This window comes from Agreia pratensis, from assembly GCF_900177685.1.
GTDB lineage: Bacteria > Actinomycetota > Actinomycetes > Actinomycetales > Microbacteriaceae > Agreia > Agreia pratensis.
The window spans coordinates 259136-277846 of record NZ_FXAY01000001.1; the positions used below are offsets into that span (position 1 = coordinate 259136).

Consider the following 18711-nt stretch of genomic DNA (forward strand, 5'->3'; position numbering starts at 1 on the left):
GAGTCCTTCAGTCGAAGCGGGGCTTGCGCCGCTCGTCGTCTCCGAAGACCTCTTCGGCGATCAGTTCCGTGTTCACGAGCGGGCGGCGATCATCAGGAGATTGCCGACCGGGCTCCTCGTCTTCAGGCGTGGAGTCGACGTCGGGGTCGACATCTGGATCGGCGTCGAGCTGCTCGTCGTTGTGGTGCGTCTCGCCGTGACGGCGGTCGACGTCTTCGACGATGCCGTTGGTCTGATCGAAGGGATGCGCAACCTCATCGAGAGCGCTGAGGTTCGGCTCCTGGCGTGCGGCGTCGTTCGGCTTTCCTGTGGAGGGATCTGATGCATTCATGGCCGCGACGATACGCCCGCACGAAGCTGCCCGACAGGGCTTGAAAAACACCCGCGCGCAGAGGTGCACAGTTGGGAATCCTCACGGGCCCTTGTGTGTTATCTCTAGCGAGTCGTGAGAACGGCTGTAGATGGAGGCACAGTGACCAGACCAATAGAAGAGATTGAAGACGAGACCGGCGTTGTCACGAAGTACCGTCGGCACCTCAACGGCCGCGGGCGCGTGGCCTCGAAAGCCAAAGTGCACCCGAGCGCATTCATCGAATCGTCGGCCTACGTCGAGTCGGATGCCCAGGTCGGCCAGAACACCTGGATCGGCGCGGGCAGCTGGGTGGATCGCGGCGCGGTTCTGAGCGACGGCGTGTTCGTCGGGGCCAATGTGCACATCGGTCGCGGCGTATTCGTTGGCCGTGGAGCTCGGCTCGGCAGCAACTCCCGCATCGAGTCAGACGTTCGTATCGGCGACGAGACGCGGGTCGAGCGAGACACGCGCGTGGCCGAAGACCTCGGCTGGAGCGAGCGTCGTCGCACGTCGCCCGCAGACGGGTTCGCCAAGGCCGCCTGATCGGCTCCGATCTTCAGCCGGTCGCTCTCACCGCACGGTGGGGGCGGCCGGTTTCTTCATGTGCACACGGCGGTCGACCCGGCCGCTCTCAACGAGAGTAAGCCGCTCACCCTTCTGCAGCCACGGCGCGATTCGAGGCAAGCGCCACGCGTTCGCTAGACGCCAACCCATGAATGGGATCACTTCTCGACGATTTCCTCGATATCGAGATCGTCGAAGCTTGCAAGCTTGTCGTCGAGAGGAAATGTGAGGTTCTCGACGAGCAGCTCGGGGCATGTGGCTTCGCTCGCTGTCAGCTTCCCGGGTCGAGACCGCTCGTAGGTGAAGCTCACACAGGTATAGCTGTGCACGCTCTCGTAGAACCACCCTCCTCCACCTTGACCTCTGCCCATCACGAACACGTTCGCCACCTGCTGGTTTGTCGTGGAGTCGATTGAGTACAACAGCAGGGAACGACTAGAGGTATTCATCGCACGAAGTTCAGGGCCCGTCATAGACGTGACGTCGGTTTGAAAGACTGCTCTGATCTCCTCACTTGTCGGTAACGGATCAGATTTCGAAACAGTCGCCAAAGCCAAAAGGTTTTCCTGAGCAACGAGAGCCAACCTAGCGGCCTCGTCGGTGGCATAGTCCTGCGCGGTCGGTGTAGCGCAACCACTCAGCGACAGGAGACCGGCCGCGAGAACACTCACGGTAATGAGCCCGCGACGCGGGTACCTCGAGCGCGGGTGCATACTCAGCACCCTAACTGCTGAATAGAACAATGTATTCAGACCCCGCGATCGTCATGATCACCTGATGCGCAGCCGATCACGCACGTCCTGCTCTAGCTTCTCCAGTTGGCGAGCGGGTATGCGCCGTGCCCTGCAACGGTGAGCTTGCGGGCTCGTTTCTCATGCTGGTCTCCCTGGTCGACCCATCTCGCATCTAGGCTTGTTCTTGTGACCACTGCCACCGTCGGCACCATGCTGCCCCGCGACCTTCCCGCCCACCAGATCGTTCAGTTCGTGCAGAAGGCCGAGCAGCTCGGCTTCGACGAACTCTGGGTGGTCGAAGACTGTTTCTTTCGCGGCGGATTCGCCCAGGCCGCGGTCGCCCTGGCCTCGACCCAGCGAATCCGGGTGGGTATCGGCATCCTGCCTGCACCTGTGCGGAACGCGGCGTTCACCGCGCTCGAGGCCAACACTCTCGCGGAGCTCTACCCCGGCCGGCTGATCCTGGGTATCGGTCACGGTATGCCCGATTGGATGCGACAGGTCGGCGACAAGCCTGCGAGCATCCTGACCATGCTCGACGAGCAGCTCACGGCGCTCCGCACCCTTCTCGCCGGCGACAAGCTCGAGGTCGACGGCCGCTACGTGCAGATCCACGGCGCACAGCTCGAGACTCCGGCCACGATCGCTCCCCCCGTGCTCGCCGGTGTTCGCGGGCCCAAGTCGCTCGCCCTCTCCGGCCGTTCCGCCGATGGCACGATCCTCGCCGAACCGGTGACTCCCGAGTATCTGGTGGCCGCACTCGCGAACATAGATGCTGCCGGGCCGCACGAGATCGTGGCTTACAACGTGGCCGCCGTCGATGACGATGCCTCGGTCGCGAGGGATCGCGCGCGGCCGTCCCTCGAATGGATCGGCGAACCAGACTGGGCGCCGCACATCTCCCCGCTGCCGTTCGCCGATGAGTTCGCCGCGCTGAGGGCACGTTCGAGCACCAGCGCGGAGTTCACCGCCGCGCTTCCCGACGAATGGCTCGATGCTCTCGCACTCGTCGGAACACCCGATCGGGTGCGCGCGCGCATCGCCGAACTTCATGCGAGCGGCGCGACCAGCGTCGTGTTGATGCCCGCCGGCGAAGACCCCCTGGCCCAGCTGGACTCCCTCGCGCGCGCGCTGTGATCGCTCAGCGGGTTCTCTCGACGAGCTACGCAGTCTCTGCACCCCCGCGACAGGCATGATGGAGTCATGACGACCCCCACGGCGACCTCCGGGTTTCCGCTGCCCCCTCTCACGAGCCCCGTGCGCACGATCGGCGCACGCACCATCGACTTCTCTTCTCATATCGCTGTGATGGCGATCGTCAACAGAACACCCGATAGCTTCTTCGATCGCGGCAAAACCTTCGCTCTCGACCGCGCCGTCGACGCTGCTCTCGCGGCGGCGTCTGCCGGCGCCGACTGGGTCGACATCGGCGGGGTCAAATTCGCGCCCGGCCCGGAGGTCTCGGCGGCCGAAGAACTCGACCGGGTGCTTCCTGTCGTTCAGGCCGTCGCAGCGCAGTCAGACATCGTCATCTCGGTCGACACCTTCCGACTCGAGGTCGCCGAAGCGTGTATCGCCGCGGGCGCCTCGGTCGTGAACGACACCACCGGGTTGCAGAACCCGGCGCTGGCAGAGCTCGCGGCATCCACCGGCGCCACCCTCGTGATCACGCACAGTCTCGCTCAACCCCGCACTGCCTATGCGGCGCCGCGGTACGACGACGTCGTGCTGGACGTCGTGGATTTTCTCCGCAAACGCGTGGAGCTGGCCATCGACCTAGGCCTCGACGAGACTCAGATCATCATCGACCCGGGGCACGATCTCAACAAGAACACCGTGCACTCGCTCGAGATCACGCGCCGCTTCGACGAGATCGCCCGCATCGGCCTTCCGGCTATCGCGGCCGTATCGAACAAGGACTTCGTCGGAGAATCGCTGGGCGCAGAACGAGACGACAGAGTCGACGGATCCCTGGCGGCGGCCACCGCCTGCGCCCTGCTCGGCGCCCGGATCGTGAGGATGCACGATGTCCGGCGATCGGTGCAGGCGATGCGCATGACCGAGACCATCCTCGGCCTGCGCGAACCGGAATACCTGCGTCACAACATGACCGACGAGAACGAATGACCGACCAGGAGGCCGCTGCCGTGACCGACGCCCCAATCGCTCTGCTCTCCCCCGGCGCCGCCTCGCTCGACGCCGCGGCCCTCGCGTCGGCATACACGGTCGCCGATCGCAGCGTTCCCACCCTGCGCGTGAACTTCATCACGAGTCTCGACGGCTCCGCGACGGTGAAGGGGCTCTCGGGCGGCCTCGGTGGCCCCGGCGACAAGCTGGTCTTCGACACTCTCCGACGCCTGAGCGACGTCGTTCTCGTAGGCGCCGGCACAGTGCGCGCCGAGGGGTACGGCTCCATGCGACTATCGGATGCCGACGCCACGTGGCGAGAGGCTCACGGCTTGGCCGCACAGCCGGCTTTCGCGCTCGTCTCCGGGAGGCTCGATCTCGACCCGACGAGCGATATCTTCGCGAAGGCACCGGTTCGGCCACTGATTCTGACCTCGGCCTCGGCTCCGACCGAGGCGCGGGCAGCACTCGGCGGCGTCGCCGACGTGATCTCGTGCGGAGACGACCATGTAGAACCGCAGCGCATCATCGACACGCTCGTCGAGCGCGGGCTCACTCAGATTCTCTGCGAGGGCGGCCCGAGCCTGTTCGGCACCTTCATCGCGGCCGACCTCGTCGACGAGCTGTGCCTGACCGTCAGCCCGCTTCTGGAAGGCGGAGCCGGCATCCGGATTGCACACGGCGAGAGCGAGGCGGCACGCCGAATGCGACTCGTGCACGTGCTCGAGTCGGACGGGCTGCTGCTCACCCGCTACGCGCGATCGCGCTAAGGGCCGTCAGGACTGCGCCGTCGGCTCCTCGGGCGAACCTCCGATGTTGACCATCCAGCTCACGCCGAAGCGATCGCGCAGCTGACCGAAGCTGTCGCCCCACGGGGCCTTCTCGAGCGGAGCGTAGATGGTCGCGCCCTCACTGAGCTTGTTCCAGTAACCGGTGAGCTCATCGACGTCTCGTCCGCTGAGCGAGACCGAGTAGTTGTCGCCCGGGGTGAACGGCATGCTTTTCGGGGTATCGGCCGCCATGAAGATGAGCCCGCCAGGCGCCACGAGCTGGGAGTGCATGATCTTGTCGGCCTCTGACGGATCTTCGTTCATGCCGAAGTCCGCGTAGCGGCTCATGGTGAGCTCCCCGCCGAAGACCGAGTGGTAGAACTCCATCGCCTCTTTGGTGTTGTCGCGAAAGCCGAGATACGGGGTGAGGATCGATGGCATCTGAGTCTCCTTCGGTGGAACGTCGATATTCCTAGTAGGAACAAGTATCGCCGTGCGGGCCTTCACCCACAATGCCCAAAAGAGGCTCCCACCCCTTGGGGCGAGAGCCTCTTTCGTGTTGCAGCTATCGGTGAGGCTTAGGCCTCGCTCATGACGAGCTTCTCAGCCTGGCCGCGAGCGGCGAGTGCGGCAGCGCGAGCTGCGAGGCGACGGGTCTGCTCGGCCTGTCCGGCGTCGAGCACCTCCTGGTCGACCTCGAAGTTCGGAACGTGCTTCACTCCGTTGTACTTCTCGATGTAGGCGTCGAGCTCGGGGCCCGACTCCCACGACGTGATGAGGCAGTAGCGCGGGTCGCTGCCGAGGTGCGTGGCGGCGTGCCACAGACGCTGGGTGTCGATGATCAGCTGTGCGCCGGCCGGAAGAGCGATGCGGTACTCGACGCTCGGGTCGGTGCGGTTCTCGCGCAGAACGAAGAAGCTCTCCGTGTCATCGGTGAGATTGAAGAAACCGCGAACGACCCAGCCGGTGCCGTCGGGGTTGAGGCGGTTGTTGTCGTCCTGGTGAAGGTTGTAGAGGCAGTCGGCGTAGGAGTTCGGCTGCAGCTCGATGACGCGGCAGCGACCGACGTTCGCACCGGGCTCCTGGGCGCGGGCGGTGAGAGTCGGGGCCTTCTCGGTCTGCGACGGGATGAACACGCCATCCTTGTCGGTGCGCGGCGGCTTGTGGTTCCAGAAGCCGTTGCACTCGATGTCACCGAAGGCGCTTGCGAGAGGAGCGAAGCGGGTGTCGCCCGACGACTTCCAGTCGACGTACTCGATGTCGAGCCATTCTTTGGGGTCGATCTCTTTGTTGTAGCGATCGAGTACGACATAGCCGGTCTCTTCCAGAGCGGCAGATTTGATGTAACCCATGATTAGAAATCATGTCCTTTCGTTGGGGGCCAGCACGTTTTAACAGGCCCAACTTAGGCAAGGCTAACATCGAGCCTCTATCCGTTGTAGAAGAAGTGCCTTAAACCCGATCTACTAGACTCGACGGCTGCACGGCACCGCAACACGCCGCCCACCGAGACGTGCGAAACGAGACGGGTTCAACAAAGACATGGTCACTGCCACGAACATCGATGCGACCGCCGTCAACACGGTCGCGTGGCTCTCCGCAGACGACACCACGATCGTCGTTCCGGTCTACCAACGGCAGTACCGCTGGGACATCGGCGCGTGCGAGAAGCTGCTCACCGACATCCGAGCCGTCTCGCAGACAGAAGATCGGCACACTCACTTCATCGGGTCGATCCTGTCATCGAAGAGCACAGACGACGCCGACGATTCCGAGCTCGTGCTCATCGACGGACAGCAGCGCATCACCACGCTGATGCTGCTGATCGCCGCCCTGCACCACACGGTCGAGCACAGCGATCCGGCTCTCGCCGCAGAGCTGCAGAGAGTGCTCGTGCGCGCCGCCGATCCCAGCCGAACGAAACTGCGCCCTCATCGCGCCTGGGCCCAGGTCTTCGAGAGCGTCGTGCTCGATCGGCTCGGAGCCGGCGACGAGCTGCGCGACTCGCGCTTCGACGACAACTACGCCTTCTTCCGTAGCCAGGTCCGCCTCGAGGAGGTGCCGCGCATCTGGCGCGGCCTGCAGAAGCTCGAGCACGTGGCCATCACTCTCGGCGCCGATGCCAACGCGCAGCAGATCTTCGAGAGCCTCAACTCCACGGGCGAGCCGCTGCGCGACCACGAGCTCATCCACAACTACGTACTCATGGGTCTCACGCACCTCGAGCAGAGCGAGATCGAAGACTCCTTCTGGCTGCCGATCGAGCAGAACACCGGTGAGCAGATCGCCTCGTTCTGGCGGCACTACCTGGTCATGACGACCGGCCGCGAGGTCACCGTGGTCGGCCAGCGGGGCGTGTACGACGCGTTCCAGCAGCAGTTCCCGCGGCTCGATGTCGAGACGCTTCGCGCGCACGCCGCCGAGTGGCGCTCGTACTCCGCCGCGTATCGCGTTCTTCTCGAGCCGGGCCTCGAATCCGACCCCGAGGTGTCGCGCCAGCTCGGCTATCTCAACACGTTCGGCCGCGGCATGTACCCGCTCGTCATGCGTGCCTACCTCGACTATTCGCGGCAGACGCTCGACCGGGCGTCTCTCGTCGAGCTGCTCGAGAACATCCAATCGCTGTTGTTGCGCCGCACGCTTGTCGGCGTGAGCAACGACCGCCTGGTCGCGCGCCTGAGCAGGGCACGTGCCGACGGCCCGGATGCGCTGGTTCGCGCGATCTCCCGCATCACCCCCAGCGACGAACGTGTGCGTGTGGCCCTGAAATACGCCGAATTGGCCCACCCGGCGTATGTGCTGGGTCGGCTCAGCGAGGTCGACTCGACGGTCGACCTCGATGTCGAGCACATCGTTCCGCTCGCCCCCGGAGATTCGTGGAGCGGAGACGGCGAGCGCGAATGGGTCGACTACTCCGACGACGAGCAGAACAGCCACCGTGCTCTCGCCAAGACGATCGGCAACCTCGCTCTGCTCGAGGAGCACCTGGCCGAGCGCGCTGCTGACAAGTCCTTTGTCGAGAAGCGCGACCGCTCCTACGCGAAGAGCTCGATCGCGTTGACGAGCGAACTGGCCGGCACGGAAGCCTGGGGCACGCGAGCGATCGCAGCCCGCACCGTGCGTCTCACCGAGAAGTTCTTGCAGGTCTGGAAGCGACCGGCCGTCGTGATGATCGACGACGACGGGCTCACGCCCATCCTCGACGCCCAGAAGCGACGCGGCTGGCCGCAGGGGTGGCAACGCGAGTTCGAGTACGCGGAGTACCGCGGCGAGCACTGGGAGGTCTATGACATCAAGTACCTCTTCAACCGCATCTTCAAGCGACTCTGGGCAGACTCGCGCGTCGATGTCGTGGCGTTCAGCGCGCGCCGAGGCGGACCGATCTACGACGCGCAGTCGTGGAACGGACACTGGGACACGCTCGACGACGAGCACTTCCTCTACATGGGCTGGGACTCTCGCTACATGCTCACGGCCGTGCAGGGCGTTCTCGAGGAGGCCGGGATCGCGGCCGAGGTCTTCGTGAAGTACTCCTATATCGGCGCGGTGATGTAGTTTCCACCGCTTGCCGAGACTCTGCGGCCGCGGTTGGTCTCAGCGGCCATGCCTATGCTTGACCCGATGATCTCCTCGCCGCCTCTGCCCGTCGCTCCGGCGCGCGCGACGAGTCGGCATCGGCGCGGCGTCATCGGGGTCGGTGTCGGCCTCGCACTGACTGCAGCCGTCTTCGCCACGCGTGTGCTCGCACCGTCGTCGACGGCGGATCAACTGCCGAACGTCGCCCGCGATTTTCTGACGCTCTCGATCAGCGTGATCGTCGAGTCGATCCCGTTCGTCTTTCTGGGCATCATCCTGTCGATCGTCGTGCAGATCTGGCTCCCCGAGTCGTTGATGCAGCGGGTTCTGCCCACGAGGCCCGTGCTCCGGCGTGCCGTGATGTCGCTGCTCGGGGTACTGCTTCCCGTCTGCGAGTGCGGCAATGTTCCGCTGACGCGGGGAATGATGGTGAAGGGCCTCACCGTCGCGGAGTCCATGACGTTCCTGCTGGCGGCACCGATCCTCAACCCCGTGACGATCATCACGACGTATCAGGCCTTCGGCTGGGACAACGGAATCCTCGCCGCCCGAATCATCGGCGGCTTTCTCATCGCCAACCTCATCGGCTGGCTGTTCAGCAAGCATCCGAGGCCCGAGGAGCTGCTGACCCGCGGATTCGAAGCCTCCTGTCGTGTCGGCCACGACCATGCCTCGCACACACCTCGGCTGCAACTCAGCATCGTCGCCTTCTCGAGTGAGGCGAGCGCCATGCTGCCAGCCCTGTTCATCGGCTCGGCGATCGCCGGACTGATTCAGGTCGGAGTCAGCAGGGACGTTCTCATCGCGCTCGGCAGCAATCCGGTCTGGTCGGTGCTCGCGCTGATGGCCCTGGCGTTCGTGATCGCCATCTGCTCGAACGTCGACGCCTTCTTCATTCTGTCGTTCGGTTCGACCTTCATGCCGGGAGCCATCGTGGCCTTCCTGGTCTTCGGCGCCATGGTCGACGTGAAGATGCTGGCGCTTCTTCGAACGACGTTCACCACGTCGACGTTGACTCGACTGACGCTCGTCGTCGCCCTCGCCGCACTGGTACTCGGATTGGGAGTGAATCTCATTGCTTGAACGAATCCTCGCGCGCTGGCAGGGGCTCGCCTTGAGCCTGATCGGCATCGTCTCGATCTCGTGGCTCGCGCTGAGCGGTCAGCTCGGGCTGTACATCCACCCCCGCTACTTCGTCTTCACCGTCGTCATGGCCATACTCGGCGGACTGCTCACGCTCGCGGCCTTCGCCGTCACTCCGGAGAAGGATGAACACGAGCACGAATCCGAGCAACTCGAGCCAGCCGCGCCGCGCGGTCGGTGGCGCGTCGTGTTGCCCCTCGCGGGGATTGTGGCCATCGCCCTGGCCTTCGTCGCGCTCGTGATCGTGCCGCCCTCGACGCTCACCACAGCGACCGTCGAGAACCGCGAGTTGAACAGCTCGGCAACCGGAGTGGAGTCCGACACCAGCTCGAACGTCGAACTCGCCGGTTCCGACGTGTCGTCTCTGAGCCTGAGGGACTGGGTTTCTCTGCTGCGGGACGGCTCCGGCAGCGATTTCGTGGTCGGCAAGACCACGACCCTCTCGGGCTTCGTCACCGCAGACTCGAGCGACCCGGAGAACGTCTTCTACCTCACGCGGTTCGTCATCACCTGCTGCGCGGTCGACGCGCAGCCGATCGGCGTTCCGGTCTACTCCCCCGGCTGGTCGTCGACCTATGCCGTCGACAGCTGGGTCGAGGCGAAAGGAACCTTCGCGCTCAATCCGAGCGGGAAGAGCAGCGAGAGCGTTGTGATGGCGAATCCCACCGTGTCGGCCATCGACCAGCCGGCCGAGCCGTATGCCTACTGACGATCGCACGCCCGCCGAAGGTCGAGGGTCGTCCGAAGGACGCTCCGGTCGGCGTGCTGCCCAGAGGTATCGGAGACTCACGATCGTCGTCGTCGCGAGCCTCGCCCTGCTCGGCGGTGTACTCGGAGCAGCGAATACGTTGCAGGGGCCGCGACTCAGCTCGGGCGAGATCAACGGACAGGGCGCCGTCGGTCGGCCTGGTCAGCGTCTCGTTCTGCACGCCAATCAGCCGATCGCGCATGTCGACGCGTCGCAGGTGACCGTCACCCCCTCGATTCCGTTCACGGCCACGACATCGGGCAGCGACCTCACTCTCACCCTGAACGGCATGCTCGACTACGAGACCGACTACGCCGTCACGGTCGCGGCCAAGAGCCTCTACTCCGGAGCGGCCGCCTCGCTCGACTACTCGTTCACCACCCCGGACATCCCGATCTACACGCTCATCCGCGACACGGGCAGCGTGGCTGGTGACGAGCCCGACAGGGTGGTTCGCGCTTCTCTCTCCGACGACGCCCCGGCCGAAGACGTATTCACCGCCCCACGCATCCAGGAGTACGCGGTCAGCGGTTCGAGGCTTGCTGCGATCGTGCTCGACGATCAGAACAAGACCTCGCTCGTCGTGCGCGATCTCTCGACGGGCGTCGATACGAAGGTCGCAACCGTCGCCGCGACCGGGGCGATGCGCTATCTCAAGTCGTCCGGCGCATCCGGGCTCTTCGGCTTCACGGTCACCGGCGAGTCGGCCCCCGACGGCTCCACCTCCCCGACCACGCTCTACGTATACGACCCGGCCAGTGAAGGCGTCACCGCCCGGCAGGTCAAGGGATTCGACGGCGCGCAGCTGCCGGCGGTCGCCTGGACGTTCGTTCAGGGAACGACGTCGGCTGTGATCCAGGACTACGACCAGCAGCTCTTCCTGATCGACGTCACGACAGACTCGGTTCCGAGCCCCCTGGGCCGACATGCCGAGGTGCACGGCTTCATACCTGGCACGGCTCAGCTCGTGGTCTCCGATCTTGAGGACTTCACTCGCATCGATCTTCAAGCGGCGAAGACGGAAACATTCGATTCCCTGACTGCGCAGGCTGACCCGAGCTACTATCCGGGTAAGCGCTTGTATCTCGATGGACAGGGTCGCTTCGTGCAGGAGTTCGACGTGCCAGACGCGCAGCACCAGTACTCCACGTCGGTGCTCATGCTCATCGACGAGAGCGGAACCCGGCAGATCTTTCGACCGGACGAGGGCACCCGCATCCGGAACATCTGTCTGTCACCGAACGGCAGGGTCGCCGCGGTCGAGACGTTCGCCGAAGACAAGCAGAACGACAAATACCCCAACGTGCCGTCATATGTGCCGATGACGACGTCGTTCGTCGACCTTTCGTCGCTCGAGACGACGAAGTCGGTCGACGGGTGGATGCCGGACTGGTGCCAGTAGCCTCAATTTCGACAGTTATCCACAGCCTTATCTCCTGATCAAGTGTCGAATGTACCGCGAGAGTCAATGTCGGTGGCTCCTGCTTGAATTCATGTATGGAACTCAAGGACGCGACCCTCGGCGACATCGCCGAACGCCTCCACGAGCTTCTCGCGTCAGACCGAAAACTCGCGGTCGGCGACGAACTTCTGACGTCGGCGCACGACTGGGAGGTGGCCGGCCGAGCAACCGATGCCGCACGCATCTGGGTTGCGGCCGAAATCGAGAACGAGTCCCGCCGCGAGCTCGACACCGCGGGGCTCGCCTACCGGCACGGCTTTTCGACCGCGAAGAAACTGATCGCCGCGACCGCGACGGTGTCTGAGCGCACGGCCGGCTCGCGCATGGCCCTAGGCAGACAGCTCCGATCGTCGCTGTCGATAACCGGGTTGCCTGTGCCGAGCAGCTTCCCGGCCGTCGAGAGCGCGCTGTGCTCTGGCCAGATCGGGGTCGACGCCGCGTCCGTCATCTGCCGTACCCTCACCGAGGCGGTTCCGGGCACCCTTCGGCCCGAGGCCGTCGACGAGGCCGAGCTGCACCTCGTTGACGCGGCGACGGCAACAGTCGACAATGCCGATCACACGCGGCGATACACCGTCGACGAGATCGGCCGACTCGCGACCCGCATCCGCGAACATCTCGACCCCGACGGCGCCGAACCGCGCGACGCCGTCAAACAGGCGTTACGCGGATTCAGTTATCCAAGAGTCGGCGCAGACGGCATGGCTCGAGGCACATACGCGCTGCCGCCGCTTCAGCTCGGCATCTTTCTCACCGCGGTCGACTCCATCCTCAGCCCCCGCACGGCAAACCCGGGGACGCCACAGCCAGGCGGCGACGAGGGCATCTCCGACTCCGAGGCAGCAGAGTGCGTTCCGTCAGATCTGCGCAGCTCACAGCAGAAGCTCCTCGACGCCGTGATAACCCTCATCGACATAGCCGCGGCATCCCCCGCAGCATCGCGACTCAACGGCGCGGCACCCACCGTGAACGTGCACGTCACGCTGAAAGACCTCGAAGAGGGCCGTGGGGTCGGCTGGATCGACGGCTGCAGCGAACCCGTGCCGCTGAGCACCGTGAACATGCTCCAGTGCGACGCCGACACCATCGTCACCGTGTTCGGCGATGACGGGCAGGTATTGCACCAGGGCAAGACGCAACGGCTGGCTACCCGCGCACAACGGCGGGCCCTCGCAGCGCGCGATGGCGGCTGCGTCATCCCCGGCTGCGCCGTTCCACCAGCGCGGTGTCAGGCGCACCACGTCATCCCGTGGGTCAGCGCCGTGTTCGCAGCCGGTCGAACAGACATAGACAACCTGGCTCTGCTGTGTCCGTTCCATCACGCCACTATCCACACCTCGGCGTGGACTCTCGAGATGATCCGAGGAAAACCGCACATCAGGCTGCCCGACTGGCAGAACCCGCGGGGCACGCCGATCCCGGCCGGGCAGCAACGCGCCGGTCGGCCCTACTTCCGCTGACCGACTGCCGACGACCTACTCAGCCGAAGCAAAGCGACGACGCACAACCACGAATCCAGCGCCCAGCATCAGCAAGAGCGTACCGATCGCGATTCCCGACATCGGCTGAGCGCCAGTGGATGCGAGGCTGGCCGGTTTAGCTGCTCCGCCCGCTGGAGTCGGCGCGGTTCCCGACGGCCCTCCGACTGCGGCCGTCACCGTGAACGGAATACTGGCCACCACCGTGGCGGGGTCGGATGCCGCAGCAACCGTAATCGTGTGAGCCCCGGCTGTCGTGTCGGCCGGGATGCGCACGTCGCGCAGCGCCAGCGCGCCCGTCGAGTCGGCGACCACGCTGCCCAACGTCACCGGGTCGGAGTGCAGCACGATCGTGTACTCCGTATCCGGCACGAGACCCTCGGCGACGATCGTCGTGACGCCACCGGCCTGCACGGTCGACGGGGTCGCTGCGACCGTCGGCGACGAGGCGGGCGGGTTCGGGCCCTGCGGGCCGAGGGCGAGATCGCACGAGATCGTGCCCGACCACAGGGAGTGGCCGCCGTTGTTGCCGTCGTCGGCACGGATGACCTCCTTGACTCCGTTGACACAAGTGGAGCTTGGCGCGATTGCAAAACCCTCGTTGTTATTGTTCGGCAGCCCCGTGGGTCGGTCATAGATGCGGTCGACGACGAACGCACCAGTGGCGTCGATCTTGAGCAGCGTCGACGAGCCGGCCGACGAGTTGTCGGCCACCGCCCAGATGCGCTGCGCATCGGCATCCCACTGAGTCTCTTGAATCATCGGAAGTCCGGTCGCGATCGAGGCGACACGGTGGAAGGTGCCGTCGGCGTTCAACGCGTAGGCGTAGAGGTGTCCGTTCTTCTCCAGTGCGCCGAAGTAGAGGCCTGTGCCGTGACCCTCGTAGATCGTCGGGTCGTAGGTCTTACCCGTGCTCTGGTCGATGAACGCGTTCGTCGTGAGGTAGGAGTCGGGCACCCACGTGATGCCCTCGAAGCCGAGGTTGGAATCGGCCTTGACCGGGTCGATCACACCGGCGAGATCGGCGGTCAGATCCCACTGCACGGTCGGATGCAGCGTCGTGCCGGACTCGTTCGGGTCGAAGCGCAGCACGCTGTCGAGGGGAACGCCGCTCGCCGCGTTGTCGCGTTCGGTCGTGATGTACAGAAAGCCGTCGGGGCCGACCGTGATGCCCTCGGAGTCGGGCTGTCCCCCACCGCTCGGGAAGACGATGTTCTTGCCAGCCGACCAACCATTCGCCGTGTCGGGAACCCAGAGGTTGCCACTCTTGACGAGGCGGTAGGCGTGGCTCTTGTTCTTCACTGCCCACATGACGGTCGGAGCGCTCGGATCGATGTCGAGGCCGGAGACGTCTTGGCCCGACAGCGAGGTGACGAACTGGCACTCGTTGTCGGAGACGACGGCGCTCTGGCTTCCCGGCCAGGCGATTCCGCCGGCGATGGCGGGGCCGTTGCCCGAGGCCGCCTCCGTCTGGCACGAGACACCGCCGCCGGGCGGCGTGCTCGGCGCGATGATGGTGCCGGCGCAGGCCGTGGCGTTCGATGCTCCAAAACTGGATGCCGCGGTGTGCGCCCACGCGCCCGTCGCGTCGGCGCAGCGCGACCACGAACCGGGCTGCGCATCATTCGCTCCCCAGCCGACAGAGTCGACGATGGTGGAGCCGTCGGCGCGGTAGACCTTCACGGAGTCGCCGTCGGAGCTGAGGCCCTGGTTCGAGAGCAGCACGAGGTAGCCGCGGGCGGGCACGACGGTGCCGTTCGGTGCGCTGATCGCGGCCGGCAGGCTGGTGCTGTCGGACTGCAGCCAGGCGGCGACGTCGACATCGACATCGCCCGTGTTCACTAGTTCGTAGGCGTCGTGGGTGGGATCGTCGTTCGCCGAGGTGACCTCGTTGATTTTCACGGACTGCCAGCCGCTGTCGTCGCCGCCGTCTCCCCCGCCCTCGCCCGGGTCGGTAGCAGCGGGATTGAGCGCGCCCTTCGACGAAGCCGCCTGCTGCACGAAGTCGCCGGTGCCGTTGGGAACGCGTCCATACGTGTCGAGGTGAAAGTCGCCCCACTCATAGGAGTCGAGTGACGTCGTGCTGTCGGCAGCGAACAGGCTGACCTTGTCACCCTTCTTGAGCTTGAAGGTCGAGCTCTCGGCGACATAGACCGCTCCGGCCGCGATCACCGTGTTGCTCGGCAGAGTCAGCGTCACTCCGTTCTCGCGGCCGTTCAGAACGAATCCGGATGCGTCGAGCGGCTCGGTCGCCGTGTTCATGAGTTCGACCCAGTCGGGGCTGCCGTTGGTCTCGATCTCGTTGATGCGGAGAGCACTTGCCGCCGCAGGAATCTGGTCCGCGTCTTGGGAGACGACGTCGGCCGTCGCAGCCGCAGGTACGGCGAAGAGACCGGCGAGCAGCACTGCGGATCCAACGGACAGGGCGAGGGGTCGAGACAGGAGTTTCAGCACTCCGCCACAGTGGCGGCGGCACATGAACGCCGAGTGACGTGCAGGCAACCACGGCCTGAATGAGGTGACCGCACGGGGCGCTCCGAGTCAGCGAGCGAACGGCAGCGAGGAGGCCAGCCTGCGGCCGTAGTCCGAGACCGCTCGCCCCACCGCGAGACGCTCGGCGTTGTATCGGTGCAGTGCGTCGGACACGTCGAGTTCCGCGAGCAGCGCGGCAATCGTCATCGCGTCTCCGGCCGCTTTCGCCGCCCCCATGGCGGTGTGCGGCCGCACCATCACCGCCGCGTCGCCGAGCAGCATCACCCGGCCACGCGCCATCCGTGTGGGGACGTAGTCGTAGATGGCCTGCAGGAACGGGCGTGGTTCGGCGACGACCGCATCGGCAAACGGTGGAGGAAGCTCATCGATTGCAGAGCTCACCAGTTCGTCGCGTCGAAGCGGCGGCAGCTGCCCCGGCGCCAGAGACGTGCTGGACGACGGCCGGCCCGCATCCCGCATCAGGGCGCTGAGCGCCGCCCTCGTGAGCGCCCGATACCAGACCCAGTTGTAGCGTCGTTCGCCCACCGCCGTCTCGCCCTTAGGACCCGGCACCAGGTAGCCCAGCATGTGCGCCTCGGGTCCGTTGAAGAAGGCGAAGCGGTCGAGAAGCGTTTCGGCCGAGGCAGCGGGCAGCGATGACTCGGGAATAAGACCGCGCCAGGTGACGTACCCCGCGTAGGAGTTCTCGGAGCGTCCGGGGTCGACGAACTCTCGAGCAACGGAGTTCAGCCCGTCCGCGCCGATGACGAGGTCGGCGCCTTCCTCCCGCCCGTCGTCGAATCGCACCGTCGCCCTGTCGTCGGCGGACGAGACGCTGTGCACTGGGCTCGAGAGACGGTACGAATCGGCCGGAAGCAGTCCACGGAATGCCTCGTAGATGTAGTCCCACGAGAGCTGAGTCTGGGGCGAGGGGTCACCGTAGACGACGCGACCCGATCGGTCGAGGGTGATCCGCTCGCGAGCGACGACCCCGACGCCGCCCGCGTCTTGCCGGCCCGCCAATCGCAGGATGTCGAACAGCTCCTGCTGGGCGACCAGGCCGGCTCCCCGCTTCGCGAGGCCGCGCTCTGATCGCTCCTGCACGGTGACCCGATGCCCCGCCTGCGAGAGGAGCACTGCGGCGAAGAGCCCTCCGATAGAGCCTCCGACAATGGCGATGTTCAGCTTTCCGCTCATGCCCCGAGGCTAATCACGACTCGGTGGCCGAGGTTCCTAGAGACGACGCAAATTGGCCATCGCGTTGGTCGAGCTCTTCGAGACGGTCGACAGGACGACGATGCGCGCCTCGACCAACGGCCGTCAGTCTTGCTTCGCGCGCACGATTGTGTTGGGTTAGAGCTATGAACTCAGATACCGACAACGCAGCCCCTCGGACTCACGTCGCGGTGCGCGTTCTTCTCGGAGTCGCGGGGGCAGTCTTCATGTGCGCCCTCATCTACGGAGGCCTCGCTGTCTTCGTGAGCGGCGCAGCCGAGAGTTCACAGGACGTTGCCGGAATCCTTCGAAGTCTCTACATCTCTGCCGTTGCAGGAGGGGTGGCGATCCTTCTCGCCATTACCGCACTGGTCGTCTCCCGGTCTCCCGGGCGCGACATCTCCCGAGCCAGCCGTCGTTGAATCGAACATCATGGGTAGAGCTGTAAAAAATGTCTGGATCGTCAGTCATGAGGATTCTCCGCCGAACAACATCATCGGCGTGTTTGCAACGCAAAGTGAAGCAGCCTCGTTCGCAGAGGAAATGGCCGCGGGCTCATTCAAGAGCGTCATCTACTCGAGCTTCTCAGTCGGTTACCGGTACGACAGAGGCACCGGCCATGTTGAGTACGGACCGGACGAATAGCATCGTCAATCTTCGAGGGTATACGGGACGGAGTCCTTGCTGATCTCGCCGGCGAAGGCTGGAATCGGACCGCCTATGGTCTCGCGAACGTCGTCGACGACCTCGGGCGGGGCTGACTCCAGCAGTCTCGGCCTCGCGTACCGGTCCACGCGTCCTCCGCCCTGTGGAAGTCGCGGCAAGGAGCCCAACAAAAAAGGCCCGACCAGTTCGTGTGAACTGCGGGCCTCTACTGCTGGGGTACCTGGACTCGAACCAAGAACAAAAGAATCAGAATCTTCCGTGTTGCCAATTACACCATACCCCACTGCATCAGAACCGAAGCCCTGACCGAGAGTCAACACTAGCCTACGCAGGGGCCGCACTCAAACCGAGCCGCCTCGTTCGTGGAGCTCGTCGAGACGGATTCCCTTCGACGAGCTCAGGGAACGAGTCGCCCTACAGCGAGCCGATCAGGTAGCGGTTGATCACGGCCGCGGCACGCGCACCCTCGCCGGCCGCCACGATCAGCTGGTGCGGCCCCGGAGGAACCACGTCTCCCGCTGCGTAGATGCCCGCAACCGCGGTGCGCCCATCGGCATCCGCCTCGATCCAACCATCCGCCGTCTCCGGAATCTCGAGCGACGACGCGTACTCCAGCTTCGTCTCCCACAGCGGCCGAATGAAACCGCCCGTGCGCGGGATCACCTCGCCGTCGACCAGCTGCACCCCAGTCAGTCCTGAGCGGTCGCCCACGACGTCGGCGATAGGCCGGTGCTCAACCCGGATGCCACGCGCGGCCAGCGCCGCCTCGTCGGATTCAGAGATGGTTCCGACTCCGTTGGTGAACACGATGAGATCGCTCGACCACTGTGAGATCAGCAACGCCCGCTCGGCGAGGTCGTCACTCTCGCCGATCAGGGCAAGCGGTTCGTCGCTCTTCTCGAAGCCGTCGCACTCCACACAGCTGTGCAGGCTCGACCCGTAGTAGGCCCGCACGCTCGGCAGCGCCGGCAGGGTCTCGCTGAGCCCCGAGGCGATCAGCACGGCCGACGCCGTGACGTCGACCGATCCACCGCCGCGGATCGCGGAAGCCTGCACCCGATACTCGGGGCGGCCTCTCAACTCTTCTGCGGGCGTGCCTGCCGCATCCGATACCGAGACGCTCGTGACCAGCGCCTGCTGGAACGACGCCATGGGGTACGACTCGAACTCGGCCCGGCCCGTCTTGCGCAGCTCGAGCGGCGAGACGCCGTCGCGCGTGAGAAAGCCGTGGCTCTTCAGCGTGGCCGAGTGACGGGGCCGATTGCTGTCGATGAGCAGAACCGTGCGCCGAGCACGCACGAGATTGAGCCCAGCAGACATTCCGGCCGGGCCCGCACCGATGATCACGCAGTCGATGTGCCCTTCGACAGGCGCTACCGCTTTGGGCCGCGAGATCTCGATCAC

Annotated in this window: 17 protein-coding genes and 1 tRNA gene; 10 read left to right on the forward strand and 8 right to left on the reverse strand. The window is 65.2% G+C overall.

The genetic code is table 11. From position 1 onward, the window contains the following. Nucleotides 1–7: 7 nt before the first annotated feature. Nucleotides 8–331 (reverse strand): hypothetical protein, encoded by a 324-nt coding sequence (locus B9Y86_RS01280; protein ID WP_085482189.1) that lies wholly within the window; start codon nucleotides 329–331, stop codon nucleotides 8–10. Between the two features lie 141 nt (nucleotides 332–472). On the opposite strand from B9Y86_RS01280, the gene B9Y86_RS01285 reads away from it, so the two are divergent. Further along, nucleotides 473–895, forward strand: a complete 423-nt coding sequence (locus B9Y86_RS01285; protein ID WP_176223215.1) for a DapH/DapD/GlmU-related protein — start codon at nucleotides 473–475, stop codon at nucleotides 893–895. A 179-nt stretch (nucleotides 896–1074) separates the two neighbouring features. Here B9Y86_RS01285 and B9Y86_RS17285 read toward each other — a convergent pair whose 3' ends face one another. Then, on the reverse strand, nucleotides 1075–1587 hold the full coding sequence (locus tag B9Y86_RS17285) for a hypothetical protein (protein WP_139824682.1): 513 nt from the start codon (nucleotides 1585–1587) through the stop codon (nucleotides 1075–1077). Between the two features lie 249 nt (nucleotides 1588–1836). Here B9Y86_RS17285 and B9Y86_RS01295 point away from each other — a divergent pair, with 249 nt between their 5' ends. From B9Y86_RS01295 to B9Y86_RS01305, 3 genes are all read left to right on the forward strand, one after another. Beyond that, nucleotides 1837–2787, forward strand: a complete 951-nt coding sequence (locus B9Y86_RS01295; protein WP_085482195.1) for an LLM class flavin-dependent oxidoreductase — start codon at nucleotides 1837–1839, stop codon at nucleotides 2785–2787. A gap of 66 nt (nucleotides 2788–2853) precedes the next feature. Next, nucleotides 2854–3777 (forward strand): dihydropteroate synthase, encoded by a 924-nt coding sequence (gene folP / locus B9Y86_RS01300; protein WP_085482197.1) that lies wholly within the window; start codon nucleotides 2854–2856, stop codon nucleotides 3775–3777. Continuing rightward, on the forward strand, nucleotides 3774–4547 hold the full coding sequence (locus B9Y86_RS01305; RefSeq protein WP_085482199.1) for a pyrimidine reductase family protein: 774 nt from the start codon (nucleotides 3774–3776) through the stop codon (nucleotides 4545–4547). Before folP ends, B9Y86_RS01305 begins: the two co-directional genes overlap by 4 nt. Nucleotides 4548–4553: 6 nt before the next feature. On the opposite strand, the gene B9Y86_RS01310 is transcribed toward B9Y86_RS01305, so the two are convergent. Continuing rightward, nucleotides 4554–4988, reverse strand: coding sequence for a VOC family protein (locus B9Y86_RS01310; protein WP_085482201.1), 435 nt, complete (start codon nucleotides 4986–4988; stop codon nucleotides 4554–4556). Between the two features lie 137 nt (nucleotides 4989–5125). Beyond that, a complete protein-coding gene (locus tag B9Y86_RS01315) occupies nucleotides 5126–5899 on the reverse strand; it encodes a hypothetical protein (protein ID WP_055775157.1) in 774 nt (257 codons plus the stop codon). 190 nt (nucleotides 5900–6089) lie between these two features. Between B9Y86_RS01315 and B9Y86_RS01320 the strand changes: the two genes are divergently transcribed. From B9Y86_RS01320 to B9Y86_RS01340, 5 genes are all read left to right on the forward strand, one after another. Further along, the gene (locus B9Y86_RS01320) at nucleotides 6090–8102 is read left to right on the forward strand and encodes a DUF262 domain-containing protein (protein WP_085482203.1); all 2013 of its coding nucleotides are present in this window, start codon (nucleotides 6090–6092) and stop codon (nucleotides 8100–8102) included. A gap of 66 nt (nucleotides 8103–8168) precedes the next feature. Further along, the gene (locus tag B9Y86_RS01325) at nucleotides 8169–9206 is read left to right on the forward strand and encodes a permease (RefSeq protein ID WP_085482205.1); all 1038 of its coding nucleotides are present in this window, start codon (nucleotides 8169–8171) and stop codon (nucleotides 9204–9206) included. Beyond that, complete coding sequence (locus tag B9Y86_RS01330) at nucleotides 9199–9975, forward strand: TIGR03943 family putative permease subunit (protein WP_244894579.1); 777 nt, start codon at nucleotides 9199–9201, stop codon at nucleotides 9973–9975. Before B9Y86_RS01325 ends, B9Y86_RS01330 begins: the two co-directional genes overlap by 8 nt. After that, nucleotides 9965–11416: a hypothetical protein gene (locus B9Y86_RS01335; RefSeq protein ID WP_085482209.1), complete on the forward strand. Its 1452-nt coding sequence runs from the start codon at nucleotides 9965–9967 to the stop codon at nucleotides 11414–11416. Before B9Y86_RS01330 ends, B9Y86_RS01335 begins: the two co-directional genes overlap by 11 nt. A gap of 95 nt (nucleotides 11417–11511) precedes the next feature. Next, complete coding sequence (locus B9Y86_RS01340) at nucleotides 11512–12936, forward strand: HNH endonuclease signature motif containing protein (protein ID WP_085482211.1); 1425 nt, start codon at nucleotides 11512–11514, stop codon at nucleotides 12934–12936. A gap of 15 nt (nucleotides 12937–12951) precedes the next feature. On the opposite strand, the gene B9Y86_RS01345 is transcribed toward B9Y86_RS01340, so the two are convergent. Together B9Y86_RS01345 and B9Y86_RS01350 are read right to left on the reverse strand one after the other, a co-directional pair. Beyond that, a complete protein-coding gene (locus B9Y86_RS01345) occupies nucleotides 12952–15408 on the reverse strand; it encodes a lamin tail domain-containing protein (protein ID WP_176223216.1) in 2457 nt (818 codons plus the stop codon). A gap of 87 nt (nucleotides 15409–15495) precedes the next feature. Further along, nucleotides 15496–16623, reverse strand: coding sequence for an FAD binding domain-containing protein (locus tag B9Y86_RS01350; protein ID WP_085482215.1), 1128 nt, complete (start codon nucleotides 16621–16623; stop codon nucleotides 15496–15498). Between the two features lie 164 nt (nucleotides 16624–16787). On the opposite strand from B9Y86_RS01350, the gene B9Y86_RS01355 reads away from it, so the two are divergent. After that, a complete protein-coding gene (locus B9Y86_RS01355; protein ID WP_085482217.1) occupies nucleotides 16788–17063 on the forward strand; it encodes a hypothetical protein in 276 nt (91 codons plus the stop codon). Nucleotides 17064–17518: 455 nt separating this feature from the next. Here the strand turns inward: B9Y86_RS01355 and B9Y86_RS01365 are convergent. Together B9Y86_RS01365 and B9Y86_RS01370 are read right to left on the reverse strand one after the other, a co-directional pair. Further along, a tRNA-Gln gene (locus B9Y86_RS01365) sits at nucleotides 17519–17590 on the reverse strand. Nucleotides 17591–17721: 131 nt separating this feature from the next. Further along, on the reverse strand, nucleotides 17722–18711 hold the full coding sequence (locus tag B9Y86_RS01370) for an NAD(P)/FAD-dependent oxidoreductase (protein ID WP_280522287.1): 990 nt from the start codon (nucleotides 18709–18711) through the stop codon (nucleotides 17722–17724).